Source organism: Henriciella marina, from assembly GCF_027213945.1.
Taxonomy (GTDB): domain Bacteria; phylum Pseudomonadota; class Alphaproteobacteria; order Caulobacterales; family Hyphomonadaceae; genus Henriciella; species Henriciella marina_A.
In genome coordinates this window covers 498288-520206 of sequence record NZ_JAPWGW010000002.1, presented here as the reverse complement: position 1 = coordinate 520206, position 21919 = coordinate 498288, and the positions used below count along the sequence as shown (strand labels likewise).

Genomic DNA, 21919 nt, shown 5'->3' with positions numbered 1-21919 from the left:
CGGGCGCCATTTCGTGCCGGCCGCACCCCGATTTTTACGGTAGGGACGCGCTTTGAGCGATATTCATTACAAATCCGCTGACGGTCTCGACCTGTTTGCGAAATCCTATGGCCCTCAAGATGCACCGCTCAACGTGCTTTGCATGCATGGGCTGACCCGCAACCATAAGGATTTCGAGCCGATGATTGAGCGGCTCGGCAATCGTTACCGGTTCATCGCAGTCGACGTTCGTGGTCGGGGCCAGTCGGACTGGTCGACCAATCCCGACACCTACTCGCCGCAAGTTTACGCGCAGGATATGTTCGCGCTTGCTGATCAGCTTCAGCTTTCCCGCATGGCGCTGATTGGAACTTCCATGGGCGGCTTGATGGCCATGATCATGGTGAAGGTTGCGCCCGAACGCGTTTCTGGGATCGTTCTCAACGATGTCGGCCCCGTGGTAAATCCGGCAGGCCTTGCACGAATTGCAGCCTATTCGCAGGACCCAAAGCCAGCCCCGACATGGCAGGCGGCAGCCGAAAAGGTGAAAGCCGCGCAAGCCGATGCCTTTTCGGAATTCACCGATAAAGACTGGATGGCGTTTGCAAGGCGGACCTGGCGCGAGCAAGACGATGGCTCCGTGCGTGCAGACTACGACCCGGCCATCACGCAGTCGCTTGGCGAGGCGAAGGCGGGGCCGCTGACAAAGTTCGCGATGTGGCGACTGTTCGGATCGCTAAGATCGGTGCCGTTGCTGATCCTTCGCGGTGAAACCTCAGACATTCTGTCGAAAATAACGGCCAGGCGGATGGCGCGCAGGCATCCTGCCAGCGAATTGGTGACGATCCCGAACCGCGGTCACGCGCCGATCCTCGATGAGCCGACCTCCGTCAGCGCCATCTCCACCTTCCTTCAGCTATTGGAACCACAGTGATGAACCAGCAAGCAGCCGCCCCGAGCACCAGATCTGTTCCCGGGCGGGCCTGGGTGCTTGCTGTCCTGACTCTTGTCTACACATTCAACCATGTCGACAGGCAGATCCTCATTACCGTGATCGAACCGATCAAGGCCGAGTTCGGCTTCTCTGATGGCCAGATTGGCTGGCTGACGGGCCTTGCGTTCGCCGCCCTCTATGCAACGCTTGGCATTCCCGTCGCCATGTGGGCGGATAGGGGCAACCGGCGAAATATCATCGCCCTGGCGCTCACCATATGGTCAGGCATGACGGCGCTTTCAGGCTTTGCGCAAAACTTCTGGCATCTTTTCTTCGCGCGTATGGGAGTGGGCATAGGGGAGTCCGGCGGGACACCGCCAGCCACAAGTATGATCGCCGACCTATATCCGCCTCAGCAACGCGCCTTCGCACTTGGCGTATATACTTGCGGCATCGGCTTCGGGATCATGATTGGCTACATCCTCGGCGCCTATGTCTATGCGCACTTTGGCTGGCGTGCAGCGTTCTTCGCGGCTGGCATTCCCGGCGTTCTGCTGGCGCTTCTGGTTCGGTTCACGGTCAGAGAGCCAGTCCGTGGTTTCTCCGATGCGAGCCAGCCGACAGAGGATGCGCCGGGTTTCGGCGACACGGTGAAATTCATGCTGAGCCAGCGCAGCTACATGCTGATTCTGCTCGGCTGCCTTCTCATTTGCATTTCGGCTAATGCGTTCGTCGCATTCACGTCCAGCTATCTGCAACGCACCTTCGACCTGCAGCCACAGGACGTTTCGCTGCCACTCGGTCTTCTGATTGGCGGGGTTGGCGGTGCGGGGGCCATGATCATTGGGGCAGCATGCGATCGTCTCTCTACCAAAGATTTACGCTGGCGGCCTTGGATTATTGCGACAACGAGTGCGATCGCGCTGCCGTTCGCGTGGATGTTCCTGAGCGCCCGGACCGTCGAGATGGCCTATGTCTGGAATATCGTGCCGAGTTTTGTCGGCCTTATCTACGCGTCTATCGCTTATACAGCGACCCAGGAACTGGTGCGCGTACGGATGCGCTCGGTCGGGGCGGCGTTTACGCTTTTCTGCCTGACCCTTATCGGCATCGGCGGCGGACCCCTCATCGCAGGCACAATCAGCGATTATTTTGCCGCGACAGGCCATACGAGTCCGCTCGCAAGCGCCTTGAAGGTGATCCTTGGCTTCAACGCTGCCAGTGTCGTCTGCCTTCTGCTCGCCGCGCGCTATTATCGCGACGATGCTGCGCGAGCGATGAAGGCGAGCATCGACACCTGAGCTGTTCCGCACACGGACATTTCGCGCGGCGGGCGAACAGGACTGGACAAGGCCTCAAACCACTGGTTAGCGTGCATGTGGGGAAGGGGGGAGTTCAATGAAGCTCTGTATTATGGACGGTGAGACCGTCCTGCTAAATCTCGAGGATCATCGAGTTGATCTGCCGGGGTCTGAACGTGATCGGGCGACCTCAATGATGCTTTTGAGCGAAGCGCTCGTGCTGCTTGCAAATGCCTGTGAAGCCGATGCGATCGAGCAAGCCGCCTCTGAAATTAGCGACTCAATTCGCGCGAGCATGACGGTTCGGGTCCGCGCCGATGAGATTATCGAAAAGACAAGGCATTGAGCCAGTCAGCTCTTGAACCTGCATCGCGGGTTCGTTTTTCAATTGATCAATACAAAAAGTGCCGACCCTGTGAGGTCGGCACTTCTCGTTTGCGAATAGCTAAAACTCTACTGGATTAGAACCGGTATGACAGGCTCGCGCCATAGGTCCGCGGCTTGCCAGCAAAGCGCATGATCACGTTTGCATTCGAGGTGATCTGTTGCCAGTAATACTCGTCGGTGAGGTTCTTGCCCCAGAGCGAGACTTCCCAGCCATCATTGATGGAATACAGGGCAATCGAGCCATTGAGCACCCCATAGGAGTCGATGTCGTAGAGCTCATTGTCCGGATCACCTGCCGTGGAGTCGCTCTGCCAGCGGCCGTTGAGCGCCGCTGAGAAGCCGAGGCTGTCATTCAGCGGACGATCATACAGGAAGGTCAGGCTGGCGGCCGTTTCCGGGCTGTACAGAAATGGGTCGCCCTGGACGTTGGTTGGGCGCCCGGCAAAATCGAACGTTTCGAAGCTGCCATACTCTGTATTGAGGAGGGTCAGGCCACCAATTGCCGTGAGATCATCTGTCAGCAGCCACGTGATTTCAGCATCAAGGCCATAGGCTTCTGCCTCCGGGGCGTTCTGGAGCTGTGAGAGCGCCGTGTAGATCGGGTCCGGGAAGAACTGGGCGCCCTGCTTGTCGGTGTAGTCATAGTAGAAGAGCGCAGCGTTCGCCTGCATCCGTCCGTCAAGCAGACCAGCCTTCATGCCGACTTCATAGGCCAGCAGGCTTTCCTGCGTCGCCGGGAAATTCTGTTCGGCCTTGGAAGCTGCGTTCACCGGCGTTGCAGCCGACTTGTAGCCTTTGGAGACCGAGGCGAAGAGGAGAAGGTCTTGAAAGCGATCCGGTGTGTAGTTGGCCACGACCCGCCATGAGACATTGTCCTCTTTCACATTCGAATCGACCGGGCCGAAAGTGTTCTGGATGTTGCTGTAGGTGTTACAGCCATTCTCCAGCAGCGGCGCTGGCGGCACGTTCACATCGGGATAGAAACCGACAAAGAAGAACCGGTTGAAGATGTTCACGTTCGGCTGCATCGAGCCGTCAATGTCGGCGGAGCAGCCGATATAGTCCTGCTCGTCTTCTGTGTAGCGGATGCCGGTGATGAGCTCCCATTCATTGGTCAGGCGCCAGTTGGCGTTGGCGAAGATGCTCGCACTGGTCGACTCGAACTGGCCGATGTCGCGGTACTTCTGGAATGAGCCAAGGATTTCGCCCGGCGAGTATGGCAGGCCAGTTTCCGGATCGACGTTGAGCGAGTTGATAAACGCGGTCTGTTGCGCAATCGCTGCCGCATAGGCCGCAGGGTTTGCCTGCTCAAGCTGTATGAGAGCGGGGTTGAGAAGCCGCAGCGTGTTCTCTGTGTCGTAGGCGAGGCCTGCCGCGACAGAACTGATGAAGTTACTGTTGGCGTTATCCCGCAACAGAGTCTGGTTCGAGTCGGTGATTTCGTCCTTCGAGTAGTATGCGCCGACCATCCAGTCTGCGATTCCGTTGGATCCTTCGAGGCGGATTTCCTGGCTGAACGATTCGATTTCAGCTTCGATGTCCTGCAACAGGACCGCAGCAGGTGCGCCCGACCAGTCCAGAAGTGCTTCACGTTCCAGTTCATTGTAACCGGTCAACGAAACGATGCGCATGCCATTATCAAGGCCCCAGTCGATTCCGAGCTTGTAGGCGTTGAAGGTCGAGTCTTCCTCAAGCGGGCCATCGAGACCGGAAATACCAAATTCGCTATTGGCGCGGGCATCAAGCGGGGCCCAGTCCGCCTGCTCGGCAGAGGTTGGATTATTGTTCAGAACATAGTCGACCACGCCAGGTGCGTTGGCACCTGCGCCGCCACCTGCGAAGGGGCTGAAGGGATTGGTGGCCGGAGTCAGACCGATAGCCTGGCCGCCAATCGTGTCGGACTGGTTCGTCCAGCCATTCCAGGAAAGGTCCACGTCGAGATTGCTTGTCGGCTGCCAGGCGAGGGCGGCGCGAAAGCCCAATTTGTCGATCTTGCCGCGCTCTTCATTCGGGCGAGTGTCCGAACGCTGCCAGCCTTCGTCGCTCGTTTCCTGACGGGCGGCCAGACGGAACTGGAGCGTGTCGGCGATTGGCAGGTTGATCATGCCCTCATAGTTGAAGGTCTCGTAATTGCCGACATCGGCCACCGCGAAGGCTTCAAACTCATCGGAGGGCTTGTTGGTGACAACGTTGATCAGACCGGCCGTGGTGTTGCGGCCGAAGAGGGTACCCTGTGGGCCTTTCAGGACTTCGACGCGGTTGACGTCGAAGACCGGACCAGAGTTCATGAACGGAAACGGATAGGCAACTTCGTCGACATAGGTGCCAACGGTGGAGGTCGCCGACACGTTGATCGTGTTGAAACCAATGCCGCGAAGCGTGTAGGTCGGCACGCCCTGATAGGACTGCGAGACCGAAAAGCTCGGAATGACGGACTGAAGGTCATCCACGCTGTCGACGCGAAGGTCCTCAATCTGGTCTTCACCAAATGCCTGGATTGACATCGGAACATCGAGCACCGATTCTTCGCGGCGCTGCGCAGTCACCTGGATCGAGGTCAGACGGCGCTGCGATTCTTCAGGTACAGGCTGGGTCGTTGCGACTGTCTCATCGCTCGCGGTGTCTTGCGCAAAGGCTGGGGACAGTCCCGCTGCGAGCGCAATGGCTGTGCTTGAGATAAGGGTGTGGCGTAAGGTTACTCGTTGGATCAAATTTTCCTCCCTGGGATTCCGGCTTCTGACCGGTTGTTTTTACCCAGTGAGGGTCCTCAAACTGCCATTCCCAAACAAGCTATCGAAAGTGACAGGGGATGCAAATCTGCAACACGTCCTAAAGCTTCAGAAGCAGCTTCGCCATGACGTTTCTCTGTACCTCGTTCGAACCGCCATAGATGGAGGCGGCGCGATTGTTGAGATATCGCGGCATCGCCGTCAGGCTGTGTGCAGGTCCGGCAGGTTCAACATTTGAACCGGGCTGACGCGCTGCCATCTGGTCGACATTGCCGTAGAGACCAGCCGCCTCGATCCCGAGCGTATCAATTCGTTGCATCATCTCGGTCCGGGCTGTCTTAAGCATCGATGATGCCGCACCTGGATTCTGCCCCCCGGCGAGCGCAGAGGCCACCCGCTGTTCGGTGACCGTAATGGCTTCCAGTGCGATCTTCGTATCTGAGAAACGGCGCTTGAAGGCAGGATCACTCGCAAGCGGCTTTCCGTCGGCACCGGCCTCGGCATGGGCCATCACACGAACGCGTTCGAGGGCCGCTTCGATGCCAGCCGAAGACCCGCCGCCTCGCTCAAACTCAAGCAGGTACTTTGCAACTGTCCAGCCGTCATTCTCCTCACCAAGACGCCCGGATTTGGGCACGCGGACATCATCGAAGAAAACCTGATTTACCTCATGCTCCCCAGCCATGGTGATAATGGGTTCTACCCGGATGCCCGGCGTATTCATGTCGAGCAGGAGGAAAGTGATTCCCTGTTGCGGCTTGCCGTCTGTGGATGTCCGCACGAGGCAGAACATCTTGTTGGCGTGGTGGGCTTGCGTCGTCCAGATTTTTGAACCGTTGAGGACATAGTCATCGCCGTCGGAGACCGCGCGCATCTGCAGGCTCGCAAGATCAGACCCTGATCCCGGCTCAGAATAGCCTTGGCACCAATAGTCCTCACCGTTCAAGATGCGTGGGAGGTAGTAGGCTTTCTGCTCTTCGGTGCCGTAGCCCATGATGCAGGGCCCGACCATTTGCAGGCCCATCGGAGAGAGGGGCGGTGTGCCCGCCTTGGCGCACTCGGACGCAAAGATGTACTTCTGCATCTCGTCCCATCCGGGGCCTCCATATGCTTTCGGCCAATGCGGCGCGGCCCAGCCTTTTTCATTGAGGATCTTCAGCCATGGGAGATTGTGCTGGGGTTCGCTGAAAGAACTCGTGGTCAGGCGGCCCGCCTCGGCGAGCTCCGGCGGAAGTTTTTCAGCAAGAAAGGTGCGGACTTCTTCGCGAAATAGCTCGTGTTTCTTTTCCAGTGTCAGCTTCATCCCTCGTACCCTTCTCTTATGTTCGCAGGTGTCGACCTGTCTCTGCGGCAAGCTTGCAGACTCGTTCGGTGAGCGACAAGCTAATACTAATAATAGGTCAGATCATGCCCAAAAATTGCTCCTCCCAGTCGCTTGAAGACGATGTGCTCAAGCTTGCCAGATCCGTTGCTGAATCCGGCAAGCCGATAGGGCTGCCATTCAACGCGGTGAGCGCCGACATCTCTAGCCCTCAGCCCATGTGTGACACAGCGGGCCGCCCGTTCGCCGAAACGATCTTTCGCTGGATCGATCCGAATTTCGAGTACTGGAAAGATCGGATGTTCGCGCTCCGCTCAACCTTGGTCCACGCGACACGCACGTGCGCGGAGCCGTTCTATTATTCCAAGGGCAAGGTCATGAGCTGGCGCCGGAACGAGGCGCTGGTCGCGGCAACTAACCCTGAACAGTATGCTGCGGCGAACATCGGGGCTGCCATTATCTCTCCGGTCCATCTTCCTGGCGGGGCAATCGGTGCGGTTGTCTGGGCATCAGATAAGGAAATTGACCTTGCCGACGCCTTCGCCGCCAACGCCGCCAATCTTCACGCACTCGCGCTCCGGTTTGTGGCAACCTATCATGATGCGCGGGACCTTGGCCCGCAGGGACCGGCCGTCTATCTGACGCGGCGCGAGATCCAGTGCCTTAAATGGGCCGCCGCTGGCAAGACCGATGCAGAGATTGCCACCATCATGCACATTTCGGTGCCGACTGTTCGCTTTCACATCACCAATAGTGCGACGAAGCTCGGTGTGACCGGCAAGGCGAGAGCAATCCAGCGGGCCTCAACGCTGGGATATATAGGTCACGAATAGGCGGTCCGGGCCTGAACGGCCCGGCGACATCCAATATCTCAGACCTTGGCGCTAAGCCGGTCGCGAAGCTCGCGTTTGAGGAATTTGCCGCTTGCATTACGGGGCAGGGGCTCGTTCAGGATCCAGATGTAGCGGGGCACCTTGTGCTTTGCCATGATGGCCCCGCAGTGTTCGCGGATCGTATCTTCGCTGACCTGTCTGCCAGGCTTTGCAACAATCGCCGCGCCGACTTCCTCGCCCAGCCGCTCATCAGGAATGCCGAATACCGAACATTCTGCAACGTCATCATGCCGATAAAGCGCAGCTTCGACTTCGGCGCAGTAGATGTTCTCGCCGCCGCGCAGGACCATGTCCTTCTTGCGGTCGACGATATAGATGAAGCCATCCGCATCCATCTTCGCGATGTCGCCTGTGTGCAACCATCCACCATCGGTGATGGTTTCGGCCGTGGCTTCGGGACGGTTGATGTACCCCTTGATGACCGATGAGCCGCGAACCCACAGCTCGCCGCGCTCGCCCAGCGGTACTTCATTACCGTCGGGATCGACGCACTTGGCCTCATAGCTCGGCATTGCCGGGCCGACACTGTCTGGTCTGTCGACATAGAAATCGGCAGCCACCGATGTGATGATCCCGCAGGTTTCCGTCATGCCATAGCCGGTATTTGGCCGCGCGGTGGATACTTTTTCCTCAATGGCCAGAACAAGATCAGGTGGCACCTGCGCACCGCCGCCACCAAGCGCCAGAAGGCTGGACGTATCGGTCTTCTCAAAGTCAGGATGATTGATCAGTTCACGCGCCATGACGGGCACGCCGCTCACAGTCATCACCCGGTGCTTCTCGATCAGGCGCAGGGCTTCGCCTGCCTCCCATTTGTACATCAGCACCATCGTCCCGCCAGCGGCGGTTACCGCATAGGCCGCGCAATTGTTCGCCGTCACGTGGAAGAGCGGCGTATTGATAAGTGTAACAGGAACAGGTGCCGGATCAGGCGGCACTTCACCGGTCGCATACATCACCGCGAGCGCAGAGGATGCACGCGCATAAAGCATGTTGAAGAGGTTCGACACACAGCCGCGATGCGTAAGCTGTGCGCCTTTCGGAAAGCCAGTCGTGCCGGACGTATAGAAGATGCAGGCATCGCTATCGGGATCGACGGTGACATCTGGCAGGTCGCCGCCTGTCGCAATCACATCCTTCCAGTCGATGACGTCTCCGGGCACATCGTCGAGGCGGACGCCGACAAGCTTTGTGTCCTGTAACATGTCTGGCTTCTGGCGAACGCGAGCGAGACGCTCTGAATCGAGGAACAGCACAGCCGGATCGGAATCTTCGAGCGCGTAGGCCATCTCCTCGGCCGTCCACCAGGCGTTCATTCCAACGACGGTGATCCCGACGGCGCAACAGGCCCAGTATATGATCATCCACTCTGGATAATTTCGCATCGAGATCGCGACACGGTCACCCGGCTTTACGCCCTGCTGAAACAGCCAGTTCGCAACCGAATTGGTGAGTGCGTGTGTCTCGCCATAAGTCAGCTTTTCATCATGGTAGATGAGGTAATCGCGGTCAGCGAATTCCAGCGTCGCCAGCCAGACTTCGCGCACGCTGGGCGGTGCGTTTTTCCAGGCCCGGATCCTGTTGCCAAGGATTTCCTGCTCGACAATTTCAAAGTCGCCGCCGGGTCCGGTCAGCTCGCTATTGGCCCGCTTGAGTTCCGCGTAATACATCTTCCGCCCTGTGTTCGCTGTTTTCGCCACTCTTACACTGAGTTGCACTCTCGAAAACACCGGACGCGGCGTCAGCCTCCGAAGGCAGCGTAAATTCCAACCCGGCGGCGCAGGGCTTCGTAACGCGCCTGAATTTCTCCATCCTCGACCGACAACGTCTGGCGTTGAGCGTCTATGAGGCTGAGCAGGCTTTCCGCGCCCTCGCGATAGCGGATTTCGATGAGGTCGCGAGCTCGCTTTGCGGCGTTAAAGGCGCCCGTGCGGAAGGCGGTTTCTTCAACCGCATAATTGTAGGCAAGCAGCGCAGCATCCGTTTCTGTTAGAGCATCGAGGACCGTGCCTTCGAAGTTGGCGCGTGCTGCCTCCACATCGGCTTCGGCCTGCTCGATCTGCGCGCGAGTCAGCGGTAGATTGAAAATGCCCCAACTTAGCCGAGGACCGAAATTATAGCCCAGCGCATCAGCGCTGAAGAGCTCGCCGACCTCGCCAGCTTGATAGTTCGCTTGTCCGGAAATCGTGAGGCTGGGGTAAAGGTCAGCTGTCTCTATGCCCACCCTGTATGTGGCCGCGGCCAACTGGCGTTCAGCCGCTCGGATGTCCGGCCGTCGACGAAGCAGGTCTTTTGGTTCACCGATTTCTATGGGCCCGAATGCCTCGACAGGGTCCAGTGTCTTCGTACCACCCGGCTGAAGTACTGGGTAATCTTCGTAGAAATCAGGCAGCGTACGGCCTGTGAGACGGGCGAGCCCCGTGACGGTTTGCGCACGGGCAGCTTTCAGCGCGCTGATTGCGGCTTTCGTCGTCTGAACGAGATTGGTCTGGCGCTCCACATCAATGTCTGCGACCTCGCCTGCTTCGCGGAGGCGCAAGGTCAGGGCAAGAACATCTTCCTGACGCTCAACATTGCTGTCATTCACCGAAATGCGGGCGTCGAGCTCTCGAAGAGTGAGGTAGGCGCGCGCCGTCTCTGCGAGAATGGCACGCGCCGCGTCGGCTGCAATCGCCTCGCGTCCGCCAAGCGCCGCATCGGCCTGGGCAATGCCATTCGCAGTACGGCCAAACAGATCAGCCTGCCAGCTCAATTCAGTACCTGCGGAATACAGCGTCTGCGCTTCAAACTCGAAAGGTACATCGGCGCCGAGGCTCGCCGCGGACTGTTTCTGGCGTACCACGGATGCATTGAGCGCGCCCATTGGCAGGCTGGCAGCTCTTGCCGCACCGAGAGCTGCCTGAGCATTTGCAACGTTTGCTGCCGCCTCATCGATGCTGGGATTGCGCGTTCGTGCATCCTCGATCAACGCGGTCAGCAGGGCGTCATCGAAGGCAGTCCACCAGTCTGACTGTGGTAGCTGGCAGGGCGAAAGGACCGCTAATTCTCCGGCGATCCAACTATCCTGATAGACTTCTGTCTCTGGTGGTTCATATTCCGGCCCAACGGTCAGGCATGCGGAGAGGGAGAGTGCGCAAGCGGCAACCGCCGACATCTGAAGCAGGTTTTTCATGATCACCGTTCTGCGGCTGGCTGACATCTTGCCCTTACCCTGTCGATCTATATCCAATCGAACAAGACACCTAATGCCCCAGCGAGATCAAAACCTCCATGTCTGATGAATACCGATCGCAGGAATCCAGCAAACGCCCGAGCTGGATCTGGATTATCGCCGGCCTCGGCGTGCTCGTTCTCGGCTTTGTGATCATGACACTGGCAGGCGCTGCGAATGCTCCTGAAGAAGGCGCGGTCGCCCGGGAAGACAGCATTCCCTATGTGGAGACGGTCCAGGCTGAGCAGGCTGGCTCAACTTTTTTGGTTAGGGCTCCGGGGCGTATCCAGCCGCGCGAGCGACTTGACCTCGTCGGTGAAGTGTCAGGCAAGGTAACAAACATCAATCCGGACCTTCAGGCGGGTGGACGGATCGGTAAGGGCGAGACCATCCTTCAAATCGATGATGGAAATCTCCGTGCTAATGTGGAGCGCGCGCAGGCGCAGCTTGCGACGGCGGAAGCACGGCAGAGCCAGGCCGAAGCAGAGCGTGATCGACAAATAAACCTGGCAGAAATCGGCGCGTCACCTGAGAAGGCCGCTGAACAGGCCATCGCGGCGTATGAAGATGCCGAAGCAGGGGTCAGGCAGGCAAGATCCCAGCTCGCAATCGCGCGCCGTGACCTTCAGAAGTCTTCGATCGTCTCTCCATTCGATGCCATCGTCGTGTCGGAAACTGTCGCGCCGGGCACGTTTGTTTCGCCCGGCCAGCCTCTCGCCCGGCTAATCAGTGCAGGCGAGGGCGAGATACAGGCTGGTCTGCCTGCCAAGGATGTCAGGGCTGTTCGTGGTGCATTGGCGGTGCGCGATGACGGGCGCCTGCCGGTCAGGGCTGTCCCAAACTCTAGTTCACTTGGTGCCACAGATATCGACGGCTATCTCGCTGAATTTTCACCAGAAATAGATCAGCAATCGCGCACCGCGACGGTGATTGCTATCTTCCCTGACGCCTTCGCACCCGAACATCAGGGGGACATATTCGCAGGTGATTATATGGACCTGTTGATAGAGGGACGCTCAGCTACACCGATGTGGCGCGTGCCAGATGGCGCCGTCCGACAGGATGCTTTTGTCTGGGTGGTCAGCAGCGATGAGCAGCTGCGCCGCGTTGATGTCGAGACTGTCGACCGCGACGAGGACGGTGTTCTGATACGTGCACCGCAACTCTCTTCCGGCGACAGACTGATGCTGACCGTCCTTGCTGAAGAGATTGACGGGATGCTGGTGCACCTCGAGGAGTCCCAGCCTTGATCCGGATGATTGAAGGCGTTCTTGCCAACCGGGTGGCTGCAAACCTCCTGATGGTATTCCTTGTCATCTCCGGCATTGCGTCGCTTTCGGCGCTTAACGTTCGTGTCTTTCCACCCATCGAAACCTACAATATCTCGATCACCGTCCCCTATCCGGGGGCGACGCCGGAAGATGTCGAAACCTCGATCGTCCGACCCATCGAAGAGAGGCTCGAAGGTCTTGAGGGCATCGACAAGATCACCAGTCTTGCGGCCTCCGGCGTTGGCAACGTTGTCGTCGACATTCCCGAAAGCGAGGACATTTCGGAGATGCTCGATGAGGTGAAGAACGAGATCGGCCGCATCACCGTTTTTCCTCAAGCTGCCGAAGCGCCGCAGATAAGCGAGGTTGAGCCGGATGAGCTTGTCTCGCAGATCATTCTGCACGGCGACGTTGATCGCCAGACACTGAAGCAGGCGGCTGACCGGGTCAGGCGCGAACTTGCTTCAAAAGACGGTCTTTCCCTCGTCGAGATTGGCGGCGTCGCAGATTACCTCATCGAAATCGCCATACCGGAGGAAGAGCTCCGCGCGCGAAACATCAGCCTGACATCGGTCGCGCAGATCATCTCCCAGCAAAGCCTGGATCTGTCAGCCGGCGAGATCGAAAATGACCGTCAGCTTCTGAGGGTGCGAGCGGTTGGAGAACGTCGCACGGGTGCAGAATTCGAGAACATCGTTGTAGGCGCAGGGCGCAATGGTGGCCCCATCTATCTGTCTGACATAGCCGTCATTCATGACGGCCTGTCTGATGACCCAGTCGAGGCGAACTATGCCGGCGCGCCCGCTGTCACGGTGTCCGTCTTCCGGGTAGGCCGGGAGAAGACGCTCGATAATGCGCGTATCGTCCGTAACTATATCGAGACGGAGATTGATGCTGCTCTACCCGGAAACGTTCAGTACGTTCTGTGGCGCGACGAGGCGGTAAACCTTCGTTCGCGGATTGATCTTCTGGTGCGCAATGCGGTGCTCGGCCTGATCCTTGTGACGCTGTTGCTCCTCCTGTTCCTCGACATCCGGATCGCCTTCTGGGTCGCCCTCGGTGTCGGGGTCAGCTTCGTTGGCGCATTTTTCCCGATGCTGATCTTCGGCATCACCATCAACCAGCTCTCGCTATTCGGCTTCATTCTCGCCATCGGTATCATCGTGGATGACGCGATTGTCGTTGGCGAAAACATCCACGCCAACTGGCGCGCCGGGGCAGGGCAGATGGAAGCCGCGCGTCTCGGTGTAACGCGAGTTGCACGGCCGGTACTGTTCTCTGTGTCCACGACCATGACGGCCTTCGTCCCGATCCTGCTCGTGCCGGGACTATTTGGTCAGTTCCTCGGCCAGGTTTCGGCTGTCGTGATCGTGCTTCTTTTCCTGTCGCTGGTCGAAAGCCTCTTCGTTCTTCCGCGTCATCTGTCGCACCTCAGCGACGAACCACCGGGCCGATACTCGCCTCGCCGTTTTGCGGACCCGGTTCGCGACCGCGTTGCCGGAGCGCTGCGGAAATTTTCTGCCGGTCCTCTCAAGAAAGCGATCCAGTTCGTGGTGCTGCGTCCCGCCATGGTGCTGATGATGGGCTTCGGTATCCTCTTCGCGACGCAGGCTTTGACGGCCAGCGGCTACGTCAAATTCATCTTCTTTCCCGCCGTAGAAGGCGACTATGTCACCGCTGAACTAGAGCTTGCCGAGGGCAGTTCTGAAGAACAGACGCGCCGGTTTGCGATGCAGATTGAAGAGGCAGCATCGGCCGCCATTGAAGACGTGACCGAGGCAGAGAATGGGCTGATCGGTGTCCTCTGGCAGATCGCTGAACCTCTCGGCGGCAATGAAGCAAATGCGACGGGTGGGGGCGCAGGTGCTGCATCTGGCAACCGTGCTTTCGTGGTTGCGCAACTCCAGGAATCCAGCAGCCGCGATTTTGGTGCGCGCGAATTCGAACGTGCCTGGCGTGACCGGGTTGGCCGCATACCCGGTGCCGAAAAGCTGACCTTTACATCGGACCTTGTGAGTCCGGGCGCGCCAATTCAGCTTCAGATATCGGCGCGGACTGACGCCGAAACCCGCGAAGCGGTGCTGGAGCTTCGACGTGAGCTGGAAAGCCGCCCCGGCGTATATGACGTCCGCGACGACCGTTTTCGCACGACAGAGGAAGTCCGCATCCAGCTAAAGCCGCTCGCTCGTAATTACGGTCTCACGCAGAACGACCTCGCTAGAGAAGTTCGCGCGGCTTTCTTCGGCGCCGAGGCTGTCCGCATTCAGCGTGACCGTGAAGAGATTCCGGTCCGTGTACGTCTGCCAGAGAGCGAGCGCGCGTCGCTCGAAACGCTTAAGAGCCTGCGTGTCAAAGTCGGGGAGGGGTACATTCCCATGGAAGCGCTAGCTGATCTGACGATTGCGCCAGCACCTGCCGCGATCAACCGCGTGAATGGCCGCCGGATCTACTCGCTCAACGCTTTCGTAGACGAGGATGTGACGACAGCGGACACGGTTTCCGCTTACATGTTCGAGCAGGCTCTGCCGCAGCTTCAGCAGGAATACGAAAACCTCACCATGCAGGTCTCCGGCGATCAGGAGGACCAGGCCGAAGCGCAGCCCGTTCTCGCTCGTAACTTCATGCTGGCGCTTATCGTGATCTACAGCCTGCTGGCGCTTAACTTCCGGTCATACAGCCAGCCGCTTGTCATCATGGGCGCCATCCCGTTCGGCTATGTTGGCGCGTTGATCGGCCATGGCTTACTCGGCGCAGACCTGACACTCCTGTCCTTCTTCGGTATCATCGGTCTCTCAGGCGTCATCATTAACGCGTCCCTGATGGTGACAGACTTCCTGAATGAGCGGCTCGAAAATGGCGAAGCGCCCGTAGAGGCTGTCGTGTCGGCAATGCTGGATCGTTTCAGGGCCATACTGCTCACGACGCTCACAACCTTCCTCGGTGTGACGCCCATCATTCTTGAGACGAGCATCCAGGCCCAGTTCCTCATCCCGACAGCCATTTCGCTCGGCTTCGGCATCCTGATCGGGACCTTCCTTCTGGTCTTTATGCTGCCAGCTCTCCTGATGATCCATCTGCGGATATTCGGTGTGCCTGACATGCGCACTGACAATGAAAAAGGGCGCAGCGAAAACGCTGCGCCCGCATCATGATCTGAGGTCTGAAAGCTAGCTGCCGAAGCCGTCGCCGACGCCGAAATCGCGGCGTGCAGACACGATGCTCACGATCACACCGACCATCACGTCGATCAGCGCGATGCAGGTGAAAAGGAAGAAGGTGGCAGTCGCGAAATTGGCGAACAGGATGAAACACACAATGCAGGTCAGGAGTACGGCCATGGAGGCCATATGATTAACCATGGCGCTGGAGCGCGAACTGGTTGCCTTGATGATCTCAATCGACAGCAGCACCAGTGAGACCAGCAGCAAGACGTCCCCCAGCCGCATCTTCCAGCTTACGCCTGACACCATTGGTACAGAAAACAGCGTGGCGTTGAGGTTGCCAGCGATTGCCGGTGTCTCATCCATGTGTTGTCCGCCGGCGATGACGGCGATGATGACATAGGCAATCAGCGGCAAGACGAGCAGTGGTGTTATCGTCTCAATCCGCCGGAAGGTCCCCATTTTTGGCCGGGATCTGCGTGATCCTGTTTGATCGCTCATTCTGATATCCTTTCCAGTAACGGCGTCTCATGCGCAGCCCTGAACAAGTTTGTAACCAAACTTGCCGGGGGCGTCGATGCATGTCGCCGATTACGCGAAAATCCAGAAGCGCGCCCATTGGCGCTGTCGACTGTTTACGCCAATGTTTCTACCCTTCGCGGATTGGTAAAGTGCCCTAAGTGAGGCAGGAAACAACCTCTCAAATGGTGACGGGTAGGACAGATGGCAGAACGCAAATTCAAAGGCTTCGGCGGTCTGGTCCTGAGTGCAGATGTGCGCGGCGCCGAGGAAGACCCGTCCGTTCTCTTGCTACATGGAGGCGGACAGACCCGCCATGTCTGGCAAGAAACGGCCGAAGCCCTTGTGAAAGCAGGACGTCACGTCATCAGCCTTGATCTGCGCGGTCACGGGCGTAGCGCGCGCTCCGAAGATGGCCGCTATGAATTCGATGCCTGCGTTGAGGATCTGCGCGCGGTTCTGGCGCAACTTGCTTCACGCCCGGTCGTCGTCGGGGCGGGGCTCGGCGGCTGGATCGCGCTGACGGCTATAGGGGAGGAAGGCGCCCACCTTGCGTCCGGTCTCGTCCTCGCTGATGCACCGCCTGAAATCGATTTGCGCACAGCAGCCGCGCTTGCTGCCTCAATCCGGTCGGCCCCCGCCCAGACAGAACACGTCGACCCGGTCTTCGGAGAGGTGATTGATGTCGAGAAGTCGAGCGAGCGCATTTCGGTTGCTGCCTCAGGCCTGAAAGTCCCCGTTCTCTTCGTCCGAGGTGCGCTCAGCAGCTTTGGTAACCGGGATGCGGCCAACCGCTTCGTCGAGAAGGTTGCGACTGCGGAATTCGCCGAGATTGAGGACGCTGGACACCTCGCCGTATTCGATCGCTCCGATGCGTTCAGTGCGGTCCTGCTCGACTTCCTCGAACGCCGGGTTCCGCGCATGATGCCCGATTACAAGCAGGGTTCAGATGCCCGCACCTTGCGTGATGCCCTTGGCTGCTTTGCGACCGGGGTGACAGTTGTGACCACCATGTCAGCGCAGGGGGAGCCTGTCGGCTTGACGGCGAACTCGTTCACCTCCGTCTCGCTCGATCCACCGTTGCTTCTCGTCTGTATCGCTAAAAGCTCCTCAAGCCTTGAGGCGCTTGAGATTTCTGAACGCTTTGCGGTCAATGTCCTTCATATTGGCCAACAGCCAGTCTCGAATACATTTGCCATGCCGGGCGAGGACAGGTTCTCGCAGACGCCATGGGAGGAGGGCCAGTATGGCTCCCCGCTGATATCAGGTGCGCTCGCGAATTTCGAATGCATCAAGTCTGATCTCCACGATGGCGGTGATCATGTAATCCTCATCGGCAAGGTAGAGCGTGCAAAGTATGAGCCGCGCCGAGACCCGCTCCTCTATTTCAAGGGCAAGTACCGCCGACTGCACTTTGCCTGAGGTCTAGCGATAGTCCGTGAGGGCTGGACCGAGGGCGTCCTTCAGCGGGACAAGGTGCGATTCAAAATTGCGCCATTGGTCGACACCCGAACGGCTGATCGGCTGCCGGACCTGTTCCGAACTTGCCGTCCGGACGGCACGCTCAGTCTTGTGAAAGTCGATGCAGGCCTGCTCAAACGGCAGACCACAATAATCAAGAATACGCCGGACCTGTCCTTCCAGATCGTCAACGACCTCCTCGTGCTGCACGCGTAGAACCTTGCCGGGAAGCACACTGTCCCAGTGGGACATCATCTCGATATAGATGCGGTAGTAATTGCCGATGTCTTCCAGACTATAGCTGAACTCCTGACCCTCCGCGAAGAGCTGCTTGAAACCTGAGAAGCAGCAGGCCATCGGCTCGCGGCGCGCGTCGATGATCTTCGCATTTGGCAGGATAAGGCTGATCAGCCCGATATGCCTGAAATTATTGGGCATCTTGTCGGTAAAGAAGGGCGCGCCGTAACGATGGATCGCCGTATTTGCGATATAGTCTTCACCCAGCGCGGACAGCTCTTCATCGGGCAGTTCATGCAGGATGCGTGGGTAGCGCTCTCGATCTGAAATCTGTTTACGCCCACGCAAACGGTGCGCCAGCGACAGGATATTCGGCAGCTCCAGCGTGCCATCGACCTGACTGTGTGAGGCTAGTATCTGCTCGATCAGCGTAGAGCCTGCGCGCGGGAGACCGACGATAAAGATCGGTGCCGGATCGTCATGGCCAGCGCCCTCCCGCTTCTCGAACAGCTCACGCGTGCAATGTTCGATCTGTCCATCGGCTTCGGCGCGCATTTGTTCGGTCGTGTAGCGGATCTGCGACTTCTTCAGCGCATTGCCGCTGCTATAGGCCTCAAAGGCTTCATCGTAGGACTTTGCATCTTCCAGCGCCTTGCCGAGCGCAAAGGCAAGATGGACGCGGCCCATGAAGTGCAGGTTCGGGTCAACAAGCGCGCCTCGCATCACATCGATATCACCAGCGCTGAACTTGTAGGTCTTGAGGTTGGCCAGCGCATACCAGGCATCGCCGTGCAGCGGGTTGACCTCAACTGCCCGGCGGTAGGATGCAATCGCCTCCTCAGTGCGCCCAGCGGTCTTCAGCGCGTGGCCCTGCGAGGTCAGCGTTGCAAGATCGTCGGGAAGGGCGCTGAGCACTTCGTCGAAAATCTCCAGCGCCTCGTCATAATTGCCTGCCTGCATGGCTTCGATGGCGTAGATTGAGTTGAAGACCGGGCTGTCAGGATCGTGCTTCAGAAGCGTTTCGGCCTGCGCGAGTGCCGCTTCGTATTTCTGGCGTTTTCGAAGAACCTGAACATGATCAATGCGAAGCTGCGGATTGTCTGGGTCGAGCTCGATGGCCGTTTCGAGCAGGAAGTCTGCATCTTCATGCACGCCAAGCCGCGTCCCGATATCGGCGAGAAGGCGCATACCCTCGATGTGGCGCGGGTTCTTTTGCAGGAAGGCTCTCGCAATACGCTCTGCATGGATGAGGCGGCCTTCATGAATATAATTCGTCACGGCCAGAAGCTCTGGCGGCAACCGCTTCAGCCGGTCGGCCTGTGCCCGCGCATGGGCCGCATCCTCTGCGCGCCCGGAAGCCGACAGGATTTCAGCTTGCGCTGTCCAGCTTGCGACAAGCGCGGGATTGTACCGCACCGCGCGCTGATAGGCCGTGATGGCGGCATCAAGATCGCCTGTCTTGCGGCGCAGGTGGCCTTCCTCCTGGAAGGCTCGGCCAAAATCAGGTGCCAGGCGTTTGAGGTGGTCGAGATGATGGAAAGCGGTGCCAGTGTCGCCGAGATACCGTGCACAAGCCGCAGCCATATAGACGGCGTCCTTGTGGTCCGGCGTATTTTTGAGGATGATATACAACGCATCCGAAGCCGCCTTGAATTGCCCTCGCTGCATCAAGGCGCGAACCTGTTTCAGCTGATCGGCAGTCGTCTCGGCTTCAGTCATTTCATCCATTCAAAACTAGTGCAGCGTCCCGAATAACCGGGACGCTGCGATAGAAGCAAGGTTGTCTTCGGTATCGACTAGTAGTCGTACTTCAGACGAATGCCGATCGTACGCGGACGGATCGGAGTAACCCGCTCACGGTCGAAGACAAAGCTGCCGCTAAGCTCGGCATACTCATTGGTCAGGTTGGTGGCGAAGAGTTCTGCGCCCCAATTGTCGCCCGTGATACCAGCGGTAGCACCGAAGGTGACGTAACCATCAAGGTCCATCTTGTTGATCTCCACCACGTCGGTGACAGACTCATCGGAGAAGACCATTTGCGGCATCACGTGAGCTCGCACGCGCTGGCCGGCGATCTCCTGCTCGAGATCCCATTCGTAACGCACGCGCAGATTGCCCTGATAAGCTGGCGCAAAAGCCAGTTCAGAGCCGACCACAACGTCATCTGTGGGGACGAGAACGTCGGTGATTTCCGAATCCAGCAGCGAGAACGCACCGGCAATCGTCAGACCATCAATGCTTTCGGGAAGCCAGGTGAAGTCGCCTTCGATACCTTTAAGCTCTGCGTTTGCAGCATTATCGGAGAAGAACAGGTTCACGATGGACGGGTCGAAGATCGTCGTCTGAAGACCTTCAATGTCGACGAAGAAAGCAGCGCCATTGAAGCGGAGCGAGTTGTCGAACAGCTCGGTTTTCCAACCGAGTTCGTAGTTCTGAATTTCGTCCGTATCGACAGCATAAGGCACCGTGTAGTTGTTCGGGCCTGATGCACCGCCTGGACGGTTAAGCAGCCCGGCACGGTAACCTTCAGAATACGTCGCATAGAAAAGCGTGTTCTCTGTCGGCGTCCACTCACCCGTTGCTTTCAGGATGACGCCGTCGGTCGCTGCCGTGTCAGGGGCATCCGCCGGGCCGTTCGGTCCGTAGAGCTGCGAGATGTTCGTCCCGAAGACCTGCTGATCAGTATCCGCGAAGAGGTTGAAGAAGGACGAGTTCGCTGAACCTTCAAGATCGACTTCGACGTCGTAGTAACGCGCGCCGAGCGTGATAGCGAACTGGTCGGTGAGGTCGAAAGTCGTCTCGCCGAAGAGGCCGATCTGCTCGTCCGTGCGAAGCACATCATTGCGGAAGATCACGCCTGGCGGGAATGGACCCGGCTGGCTGAAGTAGCCCTGGCTTTCATTGCCGACATCACCAGGCGTTGCTGCGCCATTGGTCAGCGGGAAGTTCGGCGCGAAGCCGACAGAACCGTCTGTGTAAACGACCTGCGTCGAGCCTGGATAGATGAAGTCATTGCGCTCTGCGAGTTCGAGGTCGCTGTAGAAGGCACCAAAGGTTGCGCGCCAGCGATACTCATCCGGCGTGTTGAAGCGCAGCTCGTGTGTCTGAACCTTCGTTTCCGAATGCGATTTGACCGAAAGGTTCGGCGCGTAGCACGTACCGGCAGGCGCAGCGCCGGTCGGATAGGTCACGTCATAGTCACAGATGTAATAAGGCAGGTACTGGCCGACGAAGAGGTAGTCGGAGTAATCGACGACCTGGTCGGTGGTCCGTTCGGTGTATGCACCCGTGTAAACGGCTTCAAGCATGCCGAGACGGCCTTCGAGCGTCCACGCGGTGGAGTGGAAATCGTCTTCGATCTCCTCAGGCGTGAAGCGAACGATGTCATAATCGTCGAGCTCAGGGTCAGCGAAGAAAACGCCGTCAGACTCAATCCCTTGTTGGGAATGCTGGACCAGCAGGTCCCAATCTTCGTTGAACTCGTAATAACCGCTCAGGCGGAAACCCTGATAGGTAACGTCGTTGATGTCGTTCTCGACGATCGTGCCATTATTGGCATCGATGAAGGTCACGCCTGAAAGGTCAGCGCCGGCCTGAAAGCCAGCGCGGGCAGCATTCACCGGTACACCATTGTCACGGACTGTGCCTTGCGCACGGAAGCGAGCCGACTCGCGAACTGAAAGCGTGCCGCCGACATTGTCGATATAGCCGCCCTGCGTGTCTGTGTAGACGACACCGCGAAGTGCAAGCTTGTCAGTGACTGGAAGGTTGAGCATCGCTTCAACGCTATTGCTCATCTCGCCGCCATCCGTGAAGGCGGTCGATGCCTTGAAGCCAGCATCAAAGCCGGACAGCGATGGCTTGTTGGTAATAAGCCGAACCGTGCCAGCTTGCGAACTTGCGCCGAAGAGCGTGCCCTGCGGGCCGGAAAGAACCTCTACGCGCTCAAGGTCGGCTGCGTATACGTCGAGGTTACGGCCTGGCTGCGCGAGTGGCTGTTCGTCGAGATAGAATGAAACGTTCGGTGCGAGACCCGCAACGCCAGCAACCGTCAGGTTTGGCGTCGTAGAAGCGAGGCCGCGGATATAGATCGTATTCTGGCCTGGGCCGGAACCGCCAGCGGTGACGCCTGGCAGCTGGACCAGGTAGTCGCTGAAGTTCTTGACGCCGAGCTGGTCAAGTTCCTGCTCGCCCAGTGCGTTCACCGTCACAGGGATGTCCTGCGCGCTTTCGGAACGTTTGGTGGCCGTCACCGTTACTGTTGAAAGACGTCTATTGTTCTGGGCAGCCTCTTCCTGAGACTGCGCCATCGCTGGAGTGGCAGCTACAATAGCGCCGATGGCGAGCAGCGAAGCTCCGCCGAAAAGCTTATTCATGAATTTCCCCATCTTTGCGTGGTCGCGTGTGATCATGCGAAAGGCCCCATCGCGAGCTTCAGGCAGAAGCCAGATCGCGCCCGGGCACCAAATTCACATAAGGCGATAGTTCGGCAAATAAAATAAAATAGTCAAACTT

At 58.4% G+C, this 21919-nt stretch carries 14 protein-coding genes; 7 read left to right on the top strand and 7 right to left on the bottom strand.

All coding sequences use genetic code 11. From position 1 onward, the window contains the following. Window positions 1-52: 52 nt before the first annotated feature. The 3 genes from O4G74_RS08855 (at window position 53) to O4G74_RS08845 (ending at window position 2560) form a co-directional block, all read left to right on the top strand. The gene (locus O4G74_RS08855; RefSeq protein WP_269402277.1) at window positions 53-913 is read left to right on the top strand and encodes an alpha/beta fold hydrolase; all 861 of its coding nucleotides are present in this window, start codon (window positions 53-55) and stop codon (window positions 911-913) included. Further along, on the top strand, window positions 913-2214 hold the full coding sequence (locus O4G74_RS08850) for a spinster family MFS transporter (RefSeq protein WP_269402276.1): 1302 nt from the start codon (window positions 913-915) through the stop codon (window positions 2212-2214). Before O4G74_RS08855 ends, O4G74_RS08850 begins: the two co-directional genes overlap by 1 nt. Before the next feature lie 97 nt (window positions 2215-2311). Continuing rightward, on the top strand, window positions 2312-2560 hold the full coding sequence (locus O4G74_RS08845) for a hypothetical protein (RefSeq protein WP_269402275.1): 249 nt from the start codon (window positions 2312-2314) through the stop codon (window positions 2558-2560). Window positions 2561-2675: 115 nt separating this feature from the next. Here the strand turns inward: O4G74_RS08845 and O4G74_RS08840 are convergent, their stop codons facing one another. Next, window positions 2676-5312 carry a TonB-dependent receptor gene (locus O4G74_RS08840; RefSeq protein WP_269402274.1) on the bottom strand — a complete coding sequence of 879 codons (2637 nt, stop codon included), beginning with the start codon at window positions 5310-5312 and terminating at the stop codon, window positions 2676-2678. Window positions 5313-5430: 118 nt separating this feature from the next. Continuing rightward, window positions 5431-6633, bottom strand: coding sequence for an acyl-CoA dehydrogenase family protein (locus O4G74_RS08835; RefSeq protein WP_269402273.1), 1203 nt, complete (start codon window positions 6631-6633; stop codon window positions 5431-5433). Between the two features lie 68 nt (window positions 6634-6701). On the opposite strand from O4G74_RS08835, the gene O4G74_RS08830 reads away from it, so the two are divergent. Beyond that, on the top strand, window positions 6702-7484 hold the full coding sequence (locus O4G74_RS08830; RefSeq protein WP_269402272.1) for a helix-turn-helix transcriptional regulator: 783 nt from the start codon (window positions 6702-6704) through the stop codon (window positions 7482-7484). A gap of 38 nt (window positions 7485-7522) precedes the next feature. Here the strand turns inward: O4G74_RS08830 and O4G74_RS08825 are convergent, their stop codons facing one another. Continuing rightward, complete coding sequence (locus O4G74_RS08825) at window positions 7523-9214, bottom strand: class I adenylate-forming enzyme family protein (RefSeq protein ID WP_269402271.1); 1692 nt, start codon at window positions 9212-9214, stop codon at window positions 7523-7525. Between the two features lie 71 nt (window positions 9215-9285). Next, window positions 9286-10716, bottom strand: a complete 1431-nt coding sequence (locus O4G74_RS08820; protein ID WP_269402270.1) for an efflux transporter outer membrane subunit — start codon at window positions 10714-10716, stop codon at window positions 9286-9288. Between the two features lie 98 nt (window positions 10717-10814). Here O4G74_RS08820 and O4G74_RS08815 point away from each other — a divergent pair, with 98 nt between their 5' ends. Together O4G74_RS08815 and O4G74_RS08810 are read left to right on the top strand one after the other, a co-directional pair. Further along, window positions 10815-12005: an efflux RND transporter periplasmic adaptor subunit gene (locus O4G74_RS08815; protein ID WP_269402269.1), complete on the top strand. Its 1191-nt coding sequence runs from the start codon at window positions 10815-10817 to the stop codon at window positions 12003-12005. Between the two features lie 5 nt (window positions 12006-12010). Next, window positions 12011-15178 (top strand): efflux RND transporter permease subunit, encoded by a 3168-nt coding sequence (locus O4G74_RS08810; protein WP_269402331.1) that lies wholly within the window; start codon window positions 12011-12013, stop codon window positions 15176-15178. A gap of 15 nt (window positions 15179-15193) precedes the next feature. On the opposite strand, the gene O4G74_RS08805 is transcribed toward O4G74_RS08810, so the two are convergent. Continuing rightward, a complete protein-coding gene (locus tag O4G74_RS08805) occupies window positions 15194-15688 on the bottom strand; it encodes a hypothetical protein (protein WP_269402268.1) in 495 nt (164 codons plus the stop codon). A 222-nt stretch (window positions 15689-15910) separates the two neighbouring features. Here O4G74_RS08805 and O4G74_RS08800 point away from each other — a divergent pair, with 222 nt between their 5' ends. Continuing rightward, the gene (locus O4G74_RS08800; protein WP_269402267.1) at window positions 15911-17128 is read left to right on the top strand and encodes an alpha/beta fold hydrolase; all 1218 of its coding nucleotides are present in this window, start codon (window positions 15911-15913) and stop codon (window positions 17126-17128) included. Between the two features lie 3 nt (window positions 17129-17131). On the opposite strand, the gene O4G74_RS08795 is transcribed toward O4G74_RS08800, so the two are convergent. Beyond that, window positions 17132-19123 carry a tetratricopeptide repeat-containing sulfotransferase family protein gene (locus O4G74_RS08795; RefSeq protein ID WP_269402266.1) on the bottom strand — a complete coding sequence of 664 codons (1992 nt, stop codon included), beginning with the start codon at window positions 19121-19123 and terminating at the stop codon, window positions 17132-17134. Between the two features lie 77 nt (window positions 19124-19200). Continuing rightward, window positions 19201-21780: a TonB-dependent receptor gene (locus O4G74_RS08790; RefSeq protein ID WP_269402265.1), complete on the bottom strand. Its 2580-nt coding sequence runs from the start codon at window positions 21778-21780 to the stop codon at window positions 19201-19203. Between the last annotated feature and the right edge of the window lie 139 nt (window positions 21781-21919).